General features: G+C 67.1%; 16 protein-coding genes and 1 tRNA gene. 5 read left to right on the top strand and 12 right to left on the bottom strand.

The window, feature by feature from the left end; all coding sequences use genetic code 11:
- Positions 1-275: 275 nt before the first annotated feature.
- The 5 genes from hisS to EG854_RS01630 form a co-directional block, all read right to left on the bottom strand.
- Positions 276-1,793, bottom strand: coding sequence for a histidine--tRNA ligase (gene hisS / locus EG854_RS01650; RefSeq protein ID WP_123285997.1), 1,518 nt, complete (start codon positions 1,791-1,793; stop codon positions 276-278).
- Positions 1,794-1,841: 48 nt separating this feature from the next.
- Complete coding sequence (locus EG854_RS01645; protein WP_123285996.1) at positions 1,842-3,089, bottom strand: DUF418 domain-containing protein; 1,248 nt, start codon at positions 3,087-3,089, stop codon at positions 1,842-1,844.
- A 102-nt stretch (positions 3,090-3,191) separates the two neighbouring features.
- Positions 3,192-3,761: a phthalate transporter gene (locus EG854_RS01640; RefSeq protein ID WP_123285995.1), complete on the bottom strand. Its 570-nt coding sequence runs from the start codon at positions 3,759-3,761 to the stop codon at positions 3,192-3,194.
- The gene (locus EG854_RS01635) at positions 3,758-4,636 is read right to left on the bottom strand and encodes a 3-hydroxybutyryl-CoA dehydrogenase (RefSeq protein ID WP_123285994.1); all 879 of its coding nucleotides are present in this window, start codon (positions 4,634-4,636) and stop codon (positions 3,758-3,760) included. Before EG854_RS01635 ends, EG854_RS01640 begins: the two co-directional genes overlap by 4 nt.
- A gap of 95 nt (positions 4,637-4,731) precedes the next feature.
- The gene (locus EG854_RS01630; protein ID WP_164461764.1) at positions 4,732-5,055 is read right to left on the bottom strand and encodes a YggT family protein; all 324 of its coding nucleotides are present in this window, start codon (positions 5,053-5,055) and stop codon (positions 4,732-4,734) included.
- A 182-nt stretch (positions 5,056-5,237) separates the two neighbouring features.
- Between EG854_RS01630 and EG854_RS01625 the strand changes: the two genes are divergently transcribed.
- The 4 genes from EG854_RS01625 to arsC all read left to right on the top strand — a co-directional run bounded on the left by EG854_RS01625 (position 5,238) and on the right by arsC (position 7,214).
- A tRNA-Ala gene (locus EG854_RS01625) sits at positions 5,238-5,313 on the top strand.
- Between the two features lie 82 nt (positions 5,314-5,395).
- Positions 5,396-5,761 carry an ArsR/SmtB family transcription factor gene (locus tag EG854_RS01620; RefSeq protein ID WP_123285993.1) on the top strand — a complete coding sequence of 122 codons (366 nt, stop codon included), beginning with the start codon at positions 5,396-5,398 and terminating at the stop codon, positions 5,759-5,761.
- A gap of 2 nt (positions 5,762-5,763) precedes the next feature.
- On the top strand, positions 5,764-6,819 hold the full coding sequence (arsB, locus tag EG854_RS01615; protein WP_123285992.1) for an ACR3 family arsenite efflux transporter: 1,056 nt from the start codon (positions 5,764-5,766) through the stop codon (positions 6,817-6,819).
- Positions 6,816-7,214 (top strand): arsenate reductase (glutaredoxin), encoded by a 399-nt coding sequence (gene arsC, locus EG854_RS01610; protein WP_123285991.1) that lies wholly within the window; start codon positions 6,816-6,818, stop codon positions 7,212-7,214. The genes arsB and arsC overlap by 4 nt, the downstream gene beginning before the upstream one ends.
- Here the strand turns inward: arsC and EG854_RS01605 are convergent.
- The 6 genes from EG854_RS01605 to EG854_RS01580 all read right to left on the bottom strand — a co-directional run bounded on the left by EG854_RS01605 (position 7,183) and on the right by EG854_RS01580 (position 12,016).
- Positions 7,183-8,478, bottom strand: a complete 1,296-nt coding sequence (locus EG854_RS01605; RefSeq protein ID WP_206423362.1) for an APC family permease — start codon at positions 8,476-8,478, stop codon at positions 7,183-7,185. The genes arsC and EG854_RS01605 overlap by 32 nt on opposite strands.
- Positions 8,462-8,755, bottom strand: coding sequence for an HPr family phosphocarrier protein (locus EG854_RS01600; protein ID WP_123286030.1), 294 nt, complete (start codon positions 8,753-8,755; stop codon positions 8,462-8,464). The genes EG854_RS01605 and EG854_RS01600 overlap by 17 nt, the downstream gene beginning before the upstream one ends.
- Positions 8,752-9,156, bottom strand: coding sequence for a PTS sugar transporter subunit IIA (locus tag EG854_RS01595; protein ID WP_123285989.1), 405 nt, complete (start codon positions 9,154-9,156; stop codon positions 8,752-8,754). Before EG854_RS01595 ends, EG854_RS01600 begins: the two co-directional genes overlap by 4 nt.
- 109 nt (positions 9,157-9,265) lie before the next feature.
- On the bottom strand, positions 9,266-9,715 hold the full coding sequence (locus EG854_RS01590; protein WP_123285988.1) for an HPr kinase/phosphorylase: 450 nt from the start codon (positions 9,713-9,715) through the stop codon (positions 9,266-9,268).
- A complete protein-coding gene (locus tag EG854_RS01585) occupies positions 9,712-11,361 on the bottom strand; it encodes an ATP-binding protein (protein WP_123285987.1) in 1,650 nt (549 codons plus the stop codon). The genes EG854_RS01590 and EG854_RS01585 overlap by 4 nt, the downstream gene beginning before the upstream one ends.
- Entirely contained in the window at positions 11,312-12,016 is a 705-nt protein-coding gene (locus tag EG854_RS01580; protein WP_123285986.1) for a response regulator transcription factor, read from the bottom strand. The genes EG854_RS01585 and EG854_RS01580 overlap by 50 nt, the downstream gene beginning before the upstream one ends.
- Positions 12,017-12,224: 208 nt before the next feature.
- Here EG854_RS01580 and EG854_RS01575 point away from each other — a divergent pair, with 208 nt between their 5' ends.
- Positions 12,225-13,937, top strand: coding sequence for a hypothetical protein (locus EG854_RS01575; RefSeq protein WP_123285985.1), 1,713 nt, complete (start codon positions 12,225-12,227; stop codon positions 13,935-13,937).
- Between the two features lie 250 nt (positions 13,938-14,187).
- Here EG854_RS01575 and EG854_RS01570 read toward each other — a convergent pair whose 3' ends face one another.
- Positions 14,188-15,375: a BaiN/RdsA family NAD(P)/FAD-dependent oxidoreductase gene (locus EG854_RS01570; RefSeq protein ID WP_123285984.1), complete on the bottom strand. Its 1,188-nt coding sequence runs from the start codon at positions 15,373-15,375 to the stop codon at positions 14,188-14,190.
- Positions 15,376-15,421: the final 46 nt, after the last annotated feature.

Here is a 15,421-nt window from a genome sequence, read left to right as displayed (position 1 = left end):
TGTCCATCGGGCGGCCCCTTTTTCGTGGCCGGAGATTGCGGCGGCGGTGAGCGCCAGGCACGAAAAAGCCCGCCGCGGGGGATACATCGCGGCGGGCTTCTTTCGCTCGTCTAGGAGCGGACGTTTCCTCCCCGAAACGCCTACGAAGTTTGCGCGTCGCATCGCGTCGCGCGCTTCGAGAGCCCCATTCATACGATCCGGACCCGACAAGTCAATCAAACCGAAGGCGAAATCCGGCGTTTTCTTGACTGATCGTCGATAAGTCAGCGACCGGATCAGTCGCTTATTGACGATCCTTCGAGAATCGCACGGATCGCGGCCACCATCTGGTCGCGCGGCAGGGTCTGTTGTCCCGGACGCGCCTGTTTCCATTCGGCATTATCGGAGACGGCCTGCGACAGGCGACGACCGGCGTCGAGGTCCTTGAGCGTGACCGTACCGGCGGCGATTTCGTCGCCGCCCAGCATGACGGCGACCGGGGCGCCCCGTCGGTCGGCATACTTCATCTGAGCCTTCATGCCCGCGCGGCCGAGGTAGAGTTCGGCGGCGATGCCGGCGGCCCGCAGCTCGGCGACGGCGCCCAGATAGTGGGCCATGTCGGCGTCGGAAAAGGCGATGACCACGACCGGGCCGCGCGCCTCGCCCGCCGGATCACGCCCACTGGCGCGCAGGGCCGCCGCCAGCCGCGAGACGCCGAAGGAAAAGCCGGTCGCGGGCACGCTCTGTCCGGTGAACCGCGCGACGAGATCGTCGTAGCGGCCACCGCCGCCGATCGAGCCGAACCGGACGGGTCGCCCCTTGTCATCCGTGGTCGGGAGCAACAGTTCGGCCTCGAACACCACGCCGGTGTAATACTCCAGCCCGCGCACGACCGTGGGATCGAACCGGACGGCGGTCTGGTCGACGCCCATAATGCCGAGCGCCGCGTCGATGGCCTGCAGCTCCTTCAGAGCCTCCTCGCCGGCGGCGCCCAGATCGCCCGCCCCGGCCACAGCGGCTAGCGTGTCGGCGCGGCTGAGGTTGGCCTGGCCCGCCGAGGCGAGGAAGCGCTCGACGGTCGAGATGACGACGGTCGGCAGTTGCGCGCCCTTGGTGTAGTCGCCGGACTCATCCAGACGGCCCTCGCCCAGCAGGGCCGAGACCCCCTCCCAGCCCAGCCGGTCGAACTTGTCGATGGCGCGGAGCGCGGTCAGGCGCTGGGCCGGGTCGTCGATCCCGCCCGCCCCGAACAGGCCATCAAACAGCTTGCGGTTCGAGACCTTGATCTGGGCCTGATCCCGATCCAGCCCGGCAGCCGTCAGGCCCTCGACCGCGAGGGCCAGGATTTCGGCATCGGCTTCGGGCCGGTCGGAGCCGACGGTGTCGGCGTCGCACTGGATGAATTCGCGAAAGCGCCCCGGTCCCGGCTTTTCGTTGCGCCAGACGGGACCGAAGGCATAGCGCCGGAACGGCTTGGGCAGGGTCTCCCAGTTCTGGGCGGCATAGCGGGCCAGCGGTGCCGTCAGGTCGTAGCGCAGCGCCATCCACTGGTCGTCGTCGTCCTGCAGGGCGAAGACGCCCTCGTTCGGACGGTCGGCATCGGGCAGGAATTTGCCGAGCGCATCGGCATATTCGAAGGCCGAGGTTTCCAGCGGTTCAAAGCCCCAGCGCTCATAGACGGCCGAGACCCGCTCGACGATGCGGCGTTCGGCGATCAGGTCCGGGCCGCGCCGGTCCTGAAAGCCTCGCGGCCCCCGGGCCTCAGGGCGGGGGGCGTCGGTGATCGGGGCGTCGGAGGGGGCTTCAGTGCTCATGGGGGGCGATTACGCCATCACCCCCCGTCCCGCAATGCGACCGTCGGTTCAGTCGCCGCCCTTCGAGATGCGGACCATCCGGCCGTAGGTCAGGCAGCGCCACGCCCATTCCAGCGGTCCCATGCGGAACACCGACAGCCACAGCGGCGACCAGATCAACTGCGCCAGCCAGACCGCGCCGACCACCATCCACATCTGCGAAGTGCTGTGGGTGCCGAACCACATGGGTCCCCAGGGCGCGTAATAGAGGGTGACCATGATCAGGGTCTGGCTGAGATAGTTTGTGAAGGCCATGCGACCGACCGGCACCAACACCTGGGTGATGACCTTCAGCCCGAACTTCGTCAGCAGGATCAGGGCGGTGACATAAAACAGGGTGACCAGCGGGGCCGCCCCTGTCGAGGCGGCGGCCAGACCCCCGGTGGGATCCACGCCATCCGGCGCCATGGCCTTCTGCCAGCCCCAGTAAGCCGACACCGCCAGATTGGCACCGCCGAGGACCAGAACGGTCAGATAGGTGCCCATCGAGGCGGTGCCCGTCAGATAGCCGGACTTGTAGAGACCGAGGCCAATCATCATGAGCGGCACCGTCACCGGCACCATGATCAGGATGGCGACAAGGAAGGTGGCCCAGGTGGTCAGATTGGCCAGCCAGCCTGCGGGCCAGCCCGAGCGATAGGTGTCGACCACCGCCTGAACGGCCTCGGGCGTCGCCACCGGCATGCCCTGGGTCATTTTGCTGGCGATGTCGGCGGGCAGGTTGGCCATACCCCAGTAGAAGCCGGTCGCGACCAGCGCCCAGAACAGGGTGATCAACCCCCCGACCCACAAAAGGCGCCGGGCCGACCAGGACCGGAACATTAAGAACAGGAAGCCGCTGACGGCATAAAGAAACAGGATATCGCCGAACCACAGGGCCGCCCCGTGGATCGCGCCGATCAGCATCAGCCACCAGAGGCGCCGGCGTAGCAGGGCCCCCCGGTCGAGGTCGCTGCGCTCCCCGCCCACAAGGAAAATCGACACCCCGAACAGCAGGGTGAACAGGGTGCGCATCTTGTCCGAGAAGAAGACGTCGATCACCCAGACGCCGATGACGTCGGCCTGGGTCGTATTCGCCGGAGGCGGTGCCTCGGCCATCATCAACAGCGAGGGCCAGGCAAAGGCGATGGCATTGACCGCCAGAATGCCGAGGATCGCCCAGCCGCGCAGCATGTCCAGATTGAAAATCCGGTCCTTGGGCGCGACGGGCGCGAGCCGCGCGGATGCCGGTTCGGTATGCAGGTCTGTAGATGTCATGGTGTGATGTCCCCCCCGACGGTCACTCGATATCAGGCGGCGAAGGTCGCAGCGTGTGCGGACGAAGGAAAGTAAATTTCCTGTAACGTCGTTCAGCGGGGCCTAAAAGGTGTCGCGTCCGCTGAGGCCCAGCCGGTCTCGAACCGGCGCCGGGCGCGGCATGAAGGCCAGAAAGGCTGCGCACAGGCCCGCCCACAGGGCGTAGCTGATGCCGACCAGGATCGCCAGCGGCACCCCGCCGACGCCAAAGATCAGCAGGGCCGTTTCGGCATAGCCCATGGCCTGGCCGATATCGGCCGAGCGGGCGGCGCCTATGCCGGAGAGCACGAGGGCGTTGAACCCCTGCAGGGCGGCGGCCAGCAGACCCCCGTAGAACATGAAGCGCCAGACGATGCCGAGCCGGGTGGCCGGTCGACCCGTGCGGATCCGCTCCTGATTCAGCAGCCACAGACACAGAGGCACGGCGAAGATGCCGACCGCCAGAACCAGGATCCGCCAGTCGGTGCTGAGGCCATCCAGCCAGGTCTGGGGCGGCCAGACGAAGAAGGTGATGATCAGGGGCGGCCAGGCAATGCCTAGCAAGGCGGCGAGCGCAATCCAGCCGCCGGACCGGCGCCAGGTCACCTGACGCTGGCCGGGCAGGTCCTCAAGCGTTTCGAAACGGGCCTTCATCGTGTCGGCACCGGAACGTCGCCGGAATAGTCATAGAAGCCGCGCCCGGTCTTGCGACCCAGCCAGCCGGCCTCGACATATTTCACCAGCAGGGGACAGGGCCGGTATTTGCTGTCGGCCAGCCCGTCATAGAGCACATTCATGATGGCCAGCACGACGTCCAGACCCATGAAGTCCGCCAGTTCCAGCGGCCCCATCGGATGGTTGGCGCCCAGCTTCAGCGCCTTGTCGATCGAGGCGACGTCGCCGACCCCCTCATAGAGGGTGAAGATCGCCTCATTGACCATCGGCACCAGAATGCGGTTGACGATGAAGGCCGGGAAATCTTCGGCATTGGTCGTGGTCTTGCCGAGGCTCTGGGCAAAGGCGACGGCGGTCTCATAGGTGGCGGGTGAGGTGGCGATGCCGCGGATGATCTCGACCAGCCGCATGGCGGGCGCCGGCTTCATGAAATGCAGGCCGATGAAGCGGTCGGGCCGGTCGGTGGCCGAGGCCAGCCGCGTGATCGAGATGGACGAGGTGTTGGACGCGACCAGGGTGTCGGGCCCCAGATGCGGGGTCAGCGCCTGCAGGATATCGGTCTTGACGGCTTCGTCCTCGACGGCCGCCTCAATCACCAGATCCGCCGTGCCGACGGCGGCCAGATCGGCAGCGTCGGTGATCCGGCCCAGAATGGCCTGGGCCTCGTCCGCGCCAAGGCTCTCACGCTCGACGCGGCGCGCCAGACTGTTGGCGATGGTGCCATGCGCCAGTGGCAGCCGCGAAAGGTCGGCGTCATACAGGCGCACCGCATAGCCGCCGGTGGCCACCGCCTGGGCGATCCCCGATCCCATTTGTCCCGCGCCGATGATGGCGACCGTCCTGATCGTGGTCATGACCTTCGAAATTCAAGGGCGCCGGAGCGCCGGGGGACGGGCACCTTAGGCGTTCCGGTCGGACGGCGAAAGCACCCGGGCGTGACCCGACTGCATCAGAATCCGCCCAGCAGCTGATACAGGGCCGCGCAGCTGGCTGGCAGGATGTAGGAGCGGATGCCCGAGATGATCAGCAGGGCGATGATCGGGGTGATGTCGATGCCGCCCAGCGACGGAATGATGCTGCGCAGGGGTGCCAGGATCGGGGCGGTGATGCTGTCCAGAAAATGGGCCAGCTGGGCCACGAAGCGGTTGCGATAGTTGATCACGTCGAAGGCGAACAGCCAGCTCATGACGGCCGAGACGATGATCGCCAGCCACAACAGCAGGAAGACCGAGTCGACCAGAAAACAGATGAAGCCGGCGATGGCGGGGCCCATGTCGATCCTTGTTGGCAGCGGCAATTGCGTCAGAGGTCCGCTTCTAGCCTGAGCCGGGCCTTGCGGCCAAGGCCGACGGTGTCACGCTTAGGAACGGTCCGGGCGTGATCACCGCAAGTCGGCATTGACACCACAAGCCCCGCCCGACTATGTCCCGCGCTCGCCTGTGCCCGAGCATGATCGGGGCCGTAGCTCAGTTGGTAGAGCGCGTCGTTCGCAATGACGAGGTCAGCGGTTCGATTCCGCTCGGCTCCACCAGGCGTTTCACCCCTTCCGGACAGTGACATCGGCCGCATGCAGCTCACTTGGCGGGCGCCAATATTGCGATTATCCATGAAATATGGAAACGAATGCTGCCGTCGAGACGCTGTCCGCGCTTGCCCATGAGGGCCGCCTCGCCCTGTTTCGCGTCCTGATCAAGGCGGGGCCCGGGGGGCTGGCCGCCGGGCGGCTGGGCGAGGCGGTCGGCATGGCGCCCAGCACCTTGTCGAATAACCTGGCCGTCCTGACCCGTGCCGGGCTGGCGACCTCGGTGCGGGACGGGCGCTCCATCATCTATGCCGCCGACTATGGCCGGATGAGCGATCTGCTGGCCTTCCTGATGGAAGACTGCTGTGACGGCTCGCCCGAGATCTGCGCGCCGCTGGGCGATGTGCTGGCCCGGATGGCCTGCTGTCCGCCCGAACTCCGATCCGGGATGTCCTGAGCATGTCGATTTTCGAACGCTATCTGACCCTGTGGGTCGCCCTATGCATCGTCGTGGGTGTGGGGCTGGGCGCCCTGATGCCGGGCGTGTTCGCCGGTCTGGGCGGGATGGAGGTCGCCTCGATCAACCTGCCGGTCGCGGTGCTAATCTGGCTGATGATCGTGCCGATGCTGGTGCGGATCGATTTCGCCGCCCTGGGCCAGGTCAGCCGCCACTGGCGCGGCATCGGCGTGACCCTTTTCATCAACTGGGCGATCAAGCCGTTCTCCATGGCCCTGCTGGCGTGGCTGTTCATCGGCGGCCTGTTTCGCGAATGGCTGCCGGCGGATCAGGTCGACAGCTACATCGCCGGGCTGATCCTGCTGGCGGCGGCGCCGTGTACCGCCATGGTGTTCGTCTGGAGCCATCTGACGGAGGGCGAGCCGCATTTCACCCTGACCCAGGTGGCGCTGAACGACGCCATCATGATCGTGGCCTTTGCCCCGATTGTCGGCCTGCTGCTGGGGCTGTCGGCGATCATAGTGCCGTGGTCGACTCTGACGCTGTCGGTGCTGCTCTATATTCTGGCGCCGGTGGTGGTGGCCCAGATCATCCGCCGGCTGCTGCTGGCCCGGGGGCAGGACCTGTATGAGCGCACGCTGGCCCGCATCCAGCCCGTGTCGCTGGCGGCCCTGCTGATCACCCTGGTACTGCTGTTCGGATTTCAGGGCGAGCAGCTTCTGGCCCAACCGCTGGTCATCGCTCTGCTGGCCGTGCCGATCCTTATCCAGGTCTATCTGAATGCGGGCCTCGCCTACGGCCTCAACCGGCTGACCGGCGAGGCACATTCGGTGGCGGGCCCCTCGGCCCTGATCGGGGCCAGCAACTTCTTTGAGCTGGCGGTGGCGGCCGCGATCGGCCTGTTCGGGATCGGCTCGGGGGCGGCGCTGGCGACCGTGGTCGGGGTGCTGATCGAGGTGCCGGTGATGCTGTCGGTCGTCGCTATCGTGAACCGCTCGCGCGGCTGGTATGAGGCAGGCCGCGCCGTCCAACGTGTCCAGAAGGAGCCCCGTCCATGACCGTCACCGTCTATCACAACCCCAAATGCGGCACCTCGCGCAATGTGCTGGAGATGGTCGGGGCCTCGGGTGTCGAGCCGGAGGTGGTCGAGTATCTGAAGACCGGCTGGACGCCTGACCAACTGACCGATCTGGCCGTTCGCACCGGAGAGGGGCTGAAGGGCCTGCTGCGGGTGCGGGGCACCACGGCCGAGGCGCGCGGCCTGACCGCCGATAACGTCAGTGATCAGGCCCTGCTGGCGGCCATGGTTGAGGATCCGGCGCTGGTCAACCGCCCGATCGTGGTGACGCCGAAGGGCGCCGCCCTGTGCCGTCCTTCGGAACGGGTGCTGGATTTGCTGGATGAGCCACCGTCGCGCTTCGTCAAGGAAGACGGCGAGATCGTGGGCGGCTGAGCACGGCGCGGAGGGCCAGAGCGGCCGCGATCAGCGCCAGCCCAGTGGCCCAGACTGGCCAGGGCACCTGAAACGCCAGAAAAACACACCCGCCCAGCCCCAGCGCCGGCACGATCGGTGGGTAGAGCCTCTGCGCCCGCGACAGGCGCAGGGCCGCCAGATTGTTGATCGCGTAATAGATCAGCACGGTGAAGGCGCTGAAGGTCCACGCGAGGCGGATATCGCCGATCAGGACAAGGGCGGTGATGCCCGCACCGACCAGCAGCACGGCCGGGGTGGGCACGCCCCGCGCATCGACATGGGCCAAGGGGGAGGGGAGGTCGCCCCGCCGCCCCATGGCCAGCACAATTCTCGACAGGCCGAGGACGAGATTGAGCAGCACCCCCAGCATGGCGGTCAGCGCACCGACCGCGACCAGCGCTGTCAGGCCGGGACGCTCAAGCGCCTTGGCCACGGCCTCGAGCGGGGCGCCCCCGGCGGCATCGAGCGCCACGCCCGCCTCTGAGGCCTGAACGACCGCCCAGCCGACGCCGATGTAGAGCGCCGCCGAGATCGCCAGCGTCAGCAGGATGGCCAACGGAATGATCCGAGCGGGGTCGCGGACCTCTTCGGCCAGGGTCGCGATCCGCCCATAGCCGGTATAGGCGACGAACATCAGGGCCGTGGCCGAGGCGAGGAGGCTCCAGTCGATGCCGACGCCGGGGCTCGGGATATCGATCGCGGGCTGGCCCGGGCGCAAAAGGCTGGCGCCGATCAGCGCAATCAGGGCGAACGCGGTCAGGGAAACGATGACCATGTTGACCGCATTGGATCGCCGGAGGCCCGACACCACGAGGGCCGTGACGCCGATGCTGGTCAGGACGGCCAGCGGCACGGCCAGACTGTCGGCATCCCCTCCGGTCAGGTGGCGGAGGTAGGCCGAGACCCCCAGGGCCGCGGTGGCCGCCGAGGCGGACTTGGCCAGCAGGAAGACCCAGCCGGCGACAAAGCCCAGCGAAGGCGTCAGCCAGACGTGGCCGTATTCATAGGCGCCGCCGCTGACAGGGTGGGCGGCCGCCAGCTCGGCACTGGCGAGGGCATTGAACAGGGCCAGCACCGCCGCCAGCAGAATGGCGGGCAGCAACAGGGCCCCACTGATCTCGGCGACAAGCGCCAGGCTGACGAAGACGCCGGTACCGAGGATGGAGCCGAGGCCAAGGCCGATGGCACCGGGCAGGCCCAGCTGGCGGGTCAGCGGTGTCGCTGGCCTATTGATCCTCGTCAAAGCGACGGGCCACGAGGTCGCGGAGGGCGGCGACGGCGGCCTCGGCATCGGGGCCCTCGGCCGCGATGGACAGGCCGCAGCCATTGCCTGCGCCCAGCGTCAGCAGGCCCATGATCGAAAGGGCATTCACGGTGACGCCGTCGCGGGTCACGCGGATGTCGGCCTCGAACTCGGACGCCAGTTTGACGAACTTGGCCGAGGCCCGGGCGTGCAGGCCGCGGGAGTTGCAGATGTCGACGACCGTCGCTGCGGTCGGAAGGGTATCGCCGCCGCTCATTTTTCCCCCGACAGCACCCAGGAGGCGACCGAGATATATTTCCGGCCGGCATCCTGTGCATGGGCGACGCAGGCCTCCATCGGCTCACGGGCGCGGACGCTGGCCAGCTTGATCAGCATGGGCAGGTTCAGACCGGCGATCACTTCGGCGCGGGTTTCTTCCATGACCGAAATGGCGAGATTGGAGGGCGTGCCGCCGAACATGTCGGTCAGCAGGATGACGCCGTCTCCGTCGTTCACGGCACCCGCAGCATCGACGATGTCGCGACGGCGGCGCTCCATGTCGTCGTCCGGGCCGATACAGATGGCCGCGACCCCGCGCTGGGGGCCGACGACGTGTTCCATGGCCGCGAGGAATTCCGAGGCCAGGCCGCCGTGGGTTACGATCACCAGTCCGATCATGAAGGCTTCACCAAGACAGGACCCATCCCCGGCGTCATTCTCTGGCCAAGGGTCGTGACCCGGACCGTGAGCCGCGCTTGATAGGGCAATCTGACGTCGGTTTAAAGCGTCAAGGTGAGACCGGACGCCGCACGGCCTCGGCAAGGGCCATGGTCACGATGGACGGGGCCGCCGCCGCGCGGGCCTGAATCGCGATGGTGCGAAGCGGCAGGCCCAGCCAGGGTTCGAACGCCGGATCGGGCAGGCGCTCGGGCTCATCCAGGCTCAAGGTCACGGCCAACCCGAGCCGACAGAGGTCCCGATGGGGCGTGAAGACCAGCCCCAGACCTCGCGCCTCGATCAGGCCGGCGGTTGCCCGGGGCGCCCGGGCCCACAGCTGGCCACCACTTGCCCAGATCAGGGCCGCATCATCGGCGACCAGCTGCCAGCCCTGAGCCATCAGCCTGAGCGCCAGACCGGTTTTCCCGACGCCGGAGGGCCCGGTCAGGGCAACGCCGACCCAGTCCTCGCCCTGACGCAGGGCGACGACGGTGGCCTGAACCTGTGTCGGGCCGGTCATGGCCGGGTGTGAAGGGGCGTCAGGGCGAGGACGAAGCGGGCCCCGGTGATGTGATCGGGATCGTCGGGATCGGTGATGTTCTCGGCCCAGACCCGGCCGCCGTGGGCCTCGATAATCTGGCGCACGATCGACAGGCCGAGCCCCGAATTGGAACCGAACTGGGTGCCCTTGGGCCGCGAGGTGTAGAAGCGCTGGAACACGGTTTCCAGATTCTCGACCGGTATGCCGGGCCCGTCATCCTCCACCCGGATGCGGATGTCCTGCGACCCATCGGGCGCCCGGTCGAGGGTCAAGCGCACGGAGCCGTCCGGCGGGCTGAAGGAGCGGGCATTGTCGATCAGATTGCGGATCACCTGTCCCAGAGGTCCGTCGCGACCGACGATCCGGGTCGGCCCGGGCGTGTTGATGGACAGATGCAGCGGCACATCGCCCGGCTTGGGCGAGGTCTGGTATACATCGACGATGTCGCTCAGCAGGGCGGTCAGATCCACGGTGCGGGGGCGATCGCGGGCCAATTCCGCATCCAGCCGAGAGGCATTGGAAATGTCCGTGATCAGACGGTCCAGTCGGCGCACATCCTGTTGCAACAGGGCGGTCAGCTTTTCGCGCTGGGCTTCGGCCTTGACGAGCGGCAGGGTCTCCAGCGCCGAGCGGATCGAGGTCAGCGGGTTCTTGATTTCGTGCGAGACATCGGCGGCGAACCGCTCGATCGTCTCCATCCGGTCGGACAGGGCACGGGTCATGGTCTCGAGCGAACGGGCCAGATCGCCGATCTCGTCACGACGCTCTTCGAGGTCGGGCATGGAGATGGCGCGGGTCTGTTGCAGGCGCACGCTGTCAGCGGCGGCGGACAGACGCATCACCGGTCGCGCCACGAACAGATGCAGCAGCAGCGACGAGAACAGCGACACGACCAGGGCCACAATGGCAAAGGGCATCAGGGCGGCGCGCTGGGCGGCCAGGATTTCATCGACGTCGGCAGCCTCAAGCGTCAGCACCCCCAATTCCTGGCGGACATGCCGGATCGGCAGGGAGACGGAAATGACGCGGTTGCCGCTCTCATCGCGGCGGACGCCCGCCTGGGGCCCCTCGGTCAGGGCGGTCTCGATCTCGGTCGCCAGTTCCAGACGGGCCTGTTCCAGACGGCGGTCCTCCTCGACCTCGGCCTCGAGGTCGGGTTCGGGCACCGGGGTTGCGGCGGGCAGGGCGGGATCCAGCGGCGCGCCGGGAATGGCCTCGGTGACCATATAGCTGTCGGCCACCGGCAGGCCGTCACGGTCGAACACGCGGGCCCGCTGGCCGACAGGCACGAAATTGTCGCGCAGCCATCGGGCGGTTTCATATTCGTCGAGGGCCGGAGTCGGCACGCCCGTTGTGATGCCCAGCTCGCCCAGAACATTGGACATCAGCTCGGCCTGGGCCATCAGCGATTCCTGACGCGCCTCGATCAGGCCGCGTCGCCATTCGTTCAGGGCCAGGGCTCCGACGAACAGGATCAGCAGGCTGAGCAGATTCAGCGCAAGAATCAGGGCGCCGAGACGCGATCCAACCGGCCGGAATCGCGGTCGCGTGCGGGCCTCACGGCCGTCTTCGGTTTCAGCTTTCGCGGTATCTGTAGCCAACGCCGTACAGGGTCTCGATGGCATCGAACTCCGGATCGACGACCCGGAACTTCTTGCGCATGCGTTTCACGTGGCTGTCGATGGTGCGGTCGTCGACATAGACCTGATCGTCGTAGGCGGCGTCCATGAGGTTGTCGCGGCTCTTCACAAAGCCCGGGCGCTGGGCCAGGGCCTGAAGCAGCAGGAATTCGGTGACGGTCAGCTTGACCGGCTTGCCGTCCCAGGTGCTCTCGTGGCGGGCGGGATCCATGGTCAGCTTGCCCCGGCGGATGGCGCGGGCGGCGGCGTCGCCCTGGGCCTCGCCCTCACCCGTGCCGATGCCGACGCGCCGCAACAGGGCCTTGACCCGCTCCAGCAGCAGGCGCTGGCTGAACGGCTTGTGGATATAGTCGTCGGCCCCGAGGTTGAAGCCGAGGATCTCGTCGATCTCCTCGTCCTTGGAGGTCAGCATGATCACCGGAATCTGCGAGGTCTGACGCAGCTTGCGCAGCACCTCCATGCCGTCCATGCGCGGCATCTTCACATCCAGAATGACCAGATCGGGCGGCGTGGCCAGCAGGGCCTCAAGGCCCGAGGCGCCGTCATGATAGGCCGTGATCTTGTGCCCATGGCTTTCCAGCGCCAGCGACACGGAGGCGACAATGTTCTCGTCGTCGTCGACCAGGGTGATGTTGGCCAAGGTTCACTCCTCAGAGGCTTCGACGCATCGCGCCGTCGACCGGTGTAACGCGCCCGAAGCGTAACCGTTCGGATTCAATCGGGGTGACATTAGGGCGCGCCGGGGCGGGCGGCTAGAGCCTGATCGCTTCCGACAGGGCCGGAGAGCGAAACCCGGCCTTAAGCCCTCATCCGGCATGATCGAGGCTTGTAGCGTTTTCAGGTATATCATGGCCGGCCCCGTCCACTACGAAGTCTTCATCCGAAAGACCGCACCCGCGCCATGGGCTTTGCTGATGGCGACGGAGAGCCGCAACCACGCGATCGAGGCGGCCGAAGATATCTTGAACGACAACCGGGCGGCGGCGGTTCGGGTCACCAAGGAGACGCTGGACGCCGAGACCATGGAGTTCTCCAGCCTGACTGTCCTGACCAAGGGCGCACCCGAGGTCCGGCAGAAGCGGGTCATCCCTGACGATGAGGTCGGGCCGCGCTGCACCGGAATCCAGGACTTTTACGCCCCCCATGCCCGGGAGCTGATCGGTCGGGTGCTGGAGGACTGGCTGATCCGGCGCGGGGTCACCGCCTTTGAACTGTTGCACCGTCCGGATCTGGCCGAGGTGCTGGAGGCGTCGGGCGTCGAACTGCAGCACGCTGTGCAAAAGGTCGCCGTTCCGGAAAGCCAGGCAGTAGGCCAGCCGGTTCATGAACTGATCCGCCACTATCAGAAACTGGCCGATTCCGTGATCGAACGTCTGGTCGCGGCGGGACGGGCGCAGAGGTTTCCGACGCTGGAGGGCCGGTCCCTGGCGGATCTGGCCCACCGGCTGGCGGGGACCTCCGACCGGGCCTTCATCATGGGGGGGGTCGTTTCAGGAGCCTTGGCAGGCCTGAAGACGCCCCGGACCCGGCTGGACCGGATGATGGATCTGGCCGAAGCCGCGCCGTTGGATGGTCCGCCCCGCGCCATAGTCATGGTCGCCATTGAGCAGATACTTTGCGAAATGATGGCCCAGAGGACCAGTTTGGCCGACATCCTCGGACCTTCACTGGATCAGGGCGCCAGCCTGGCCGCTGTGGTGCGCATGGTCGCCCCCGCCGAGATCGAGGCCCTGATTGCCCGGGATCACCGACTGCGCCTGTTGGTTCCGACCATTGAGGGGCCGGCCCGTCGTCTCGGCGAACGACTTCAGGCGGGCGAGTATCCCCTGTTGTCTGCGGTTCTGGCCCGGATGGTTCTGCGCGAACTGCGCTCGCCGCGCCGACTGCGACCCGCGGACCCCGAAGGCGAAATCGACATCCTCCGGGCGCTGGCCATGACACTTACAGCAACCGCCGGTCGGCTGTTGACCCTGGAGGAGGTGCAGGACGCCTTCATCGAACGCTCCAAGAGCCTGATTACGGCCGATTTCGTCGCCGCCTTTGTCAAGCCGTGCAGCACGGTGATGTGCGAGGCCGAACATCTGATGCGGCTGTGCGAGAACGTCACGGGTACTGCCAACAAGCGATCTGCGGCGCGCTGGCTTCACGCCTGTCTCAGCTCGCTCAGGTTCGAGACGGAAATGCGCCGGTCGGAGCTCCCGCCCGGTCAGGTTCTGGCCACGCTGGCGGGCCTGCAGCGCGCTGCGGGCAAAGTCGAGCTGTCGGACTCCGACGAAGGACAGATCTGTGAGGCCCTCGGCAAGGTGGGGGCGTCTGTGGAAGCTTCGGCCCGGCTGATCGACCAGATGGTCCGCGCGCCCGTGCCGGTGCCGCACAAGTTGCAGGTGTTGCTACGGCTGGCGGCAGGCGAGACTGGTCCGCGCGGTCCGGTAACGGAGCGGGCCCGCGCCGAGGCCCTGAAGCTGTTGCGTCACCCCAAGGTGCGGGCCGAGCTGGGATCGACCCCCGCCGCGCTGGAGCCGATCCGAGAGCTGATGCGCACGGTCGGGCTTGCGGCCTGAAATCGTTGGCGGCATGCATGGGTAAGCGGTTCGGTGAAATGCGCCCGGCGCCGGCTTTTGTCCGAATTGGGCCCGGACCGACACCGGGCGCACCCGATGCGGTCCGACATCACACGATCCGGGACCGGAGGACGAGGGGGGCCCCGGAACGCGCCAGAGGGGCCCGTCCCGCACAGCTACTGTTGCGGACGAAGGCGGGAGAGACAAGGCGGCAGGTGGTCACAGTTATGTCAGAGCGCCGTTATAGCAGCTAGGCGACCTGTCCCGCGGCCCAGCCTGAACTCCAGGCCCACTGGAAATTATAGCCGCCCAGCCAGCCGGTGATGTCGACCGCCTCACCGATCACATAGAGGCCGGGGATGCGCGTCGCTGCCATCGTCTGCTGGTCCAGCTGGTCTGTGGCAACGCCGCCGAGGGTGACCTCGGCCGTCCGATAGCCTTCGCTGCCGACCGGCTTGACGCTCCAGCCGTTGACCGCCTGATCCAGTCGCCGCAAGGCCCTGTCCGACAGATCGGCAAGATTGCCGACGGCCTCCTCCTGCTCGACCAGAACCTCGGCCAGCCGCTTCGGCACGATCTGCCCCAGCGCCGTGTGCGCCGCCTGCCGACCGTTGCCCGCCTTCATCGCCTTCAGCTGCGCGAACACCTCCACGCCCGGCGCCATCGCCACGGAGATTGTCTCGCCCTCGCGCCAGTAGGAGCTGATCTGCAGCACGGACGGTCCGCTCAGCCCCCGGTGGGTGAAGAGCAGGCCTTCGGCGAATTTCGTCTTGCCGTGGCTGACGACCGCCTCGACCGACACCCCTGCCAGCGGCTTCAGCCGCTCCAGCAGCCCCGCCTCGAAGGTCAGCGGGACGAGGGCCGGGCGCGTTTCGGTGACTCTCAGGCCCAGCGCCCGCGCCGTGTCATAGGCCCAGCCGGTCGCGCCCATCTTCGGGATCGACTTGCCGCCAGTGGCCAGGATGAGGGAGGCGCAGCGCAGGCTGCTGCCGTCCGACAGGGCGACCTGAAACCCCTCGCCCTCACGCGAAAGCCTGTCTACCGAAGTGCCGAGCGACAGGACCGCTCCGGCCTCACGCATCTGGTCCGTCAGCATACGGATGATCAGCTTGGCGCTGTCGTCACAGAACAGCTGCCCGAGCGTCTTTTCATGCCAGGCGATGCCGGCCTGATCGACCCGCTTGATGAAGTCGTGCTGGGTGAAGCGCTTCAGCGCCGAGGTGGCAAAGCGCGGGTTCTCGCCAAGGAAGGCATGCGGCCCGCACCCCAGATTGGTGAAGTTGCAGCGGCCCCCGCCCGAGATGCGGATTTTGTCGCCCGGGGCCCGGGCATGGTCGATAATGCGGACGCGGCGTCCCCTGCGCCCGGCCTCGATGGCCGCCATCATCCCCGCTGCGCCCGCGCCGACGATCAGCACATCGATGTCGGTCGAAGGCAAAATGCCACATCCTTTTCCGGCGACCGGCGTTGTCCGGCGCGCCCGT

The organism is Brevundimonas halotolerans, assembly GCF_003730275.1.
Lineage (GTDB): Bacteria > Pseudomonadota > Alphaproteobacteria > Caulobacterales > Caulobacteraceae > Brevundimonas > Brevundimonas halotolerans.
Note: the sequence above shows the minus strand (reverse complement) of the source record. Positions and strands in the feature narration are given on the sequence as shown.

Bases quoted from the DNA above. Each gene is read 5' to 3' on its own strand.
- hisS (WP_123285997.1), bottom strand. From the start codon at position 1,793: ATGAGCACTGAAGCCCCCTCCGACGCCCCGATCACCGACGCCCCCCGC.
- EG854_RS01645 (WP_123285996.1), bottom strand. From the start codon at position 3,089: ATGACATCTACAGACCTGCATACCGAACCGGCATCCGCGCGGCTCGCG.
- EG854_RS01640 (WP_123285995.1), bottom strand. From the start codon at position 3,761: ATGAAGGCCCGTTTCGAAACGCTTGAGGACCTGCCCGGCCAGCGTCAG.
- EG854_RS01635 (WP_123285994.1), bottom strand. From the start codon at position 4,636: ATGACCACGATCAGGACGGTCGCCATCATCGGCGCGGGACAAATGGGA.
- EG854_RS01630 (WP_164461764.1), bottom strand. From the start codon at position 5,055: ATGGGCCCCGCCATCGCCGGCTTCATCTGTTTTCTGGTCGACTCGGTC.
- EG854_RS01620 (WP_123285993.1), top strand. From the start codon at position 5,396: ATGGAAACGAATGCTGCCGTCGAGACGCTGTCCGCGCTTGCCCATGAG.
- arsB (WP_123285992.1), top strand. From the start codon at position 5,764: ATGTCGATTTTCGAACGCTATCTGACCCTGTGGGTCGCCCTATGCATC.
- arsC (WP_123285991.1), top strand. From the start codon at position 6,816: ATGACCGTCACCGTCTATCACAACCCCAAATGCGGCACCTCGCGCAAT.
- EG854_RS01600 (WP_123286030.1), bottom strand. From the start codon at position 8,755: ATGAGCGGCGGCGATACCCTTCCGACCGCAGCGACGGTCGTCGACATC.
- EG854_RS01595 (WP_123285989.1), bottom strand. From the start codon at position 9,156: ATGATCGGACTGGTGATCGTAACCCACGGCGGCCTGGCCTCGGAATTC.
- EG854_RS01590 (WP_123285988.1), bottom strand. From the start codon at position 9,715: ATGACCGGCCCGACACAGGTTCAGGCCACCGTCGTCGCCCTGCGTCAG.
- EG854_RS01585 (WP_123285987.1), bottom strand. From the start codon at position 11,361: ATGCCATCGAGACCCTGTACGGCGTTGGCTACAGATACCGCGAAAGCT.
- EG854_RS01575 (WP_123285985.1), top strand. From the start codon at position 12,225: ATGGCCGGCCCCGTCCACTACGAAGTCTTCATCCGAAAGACCGCACCC.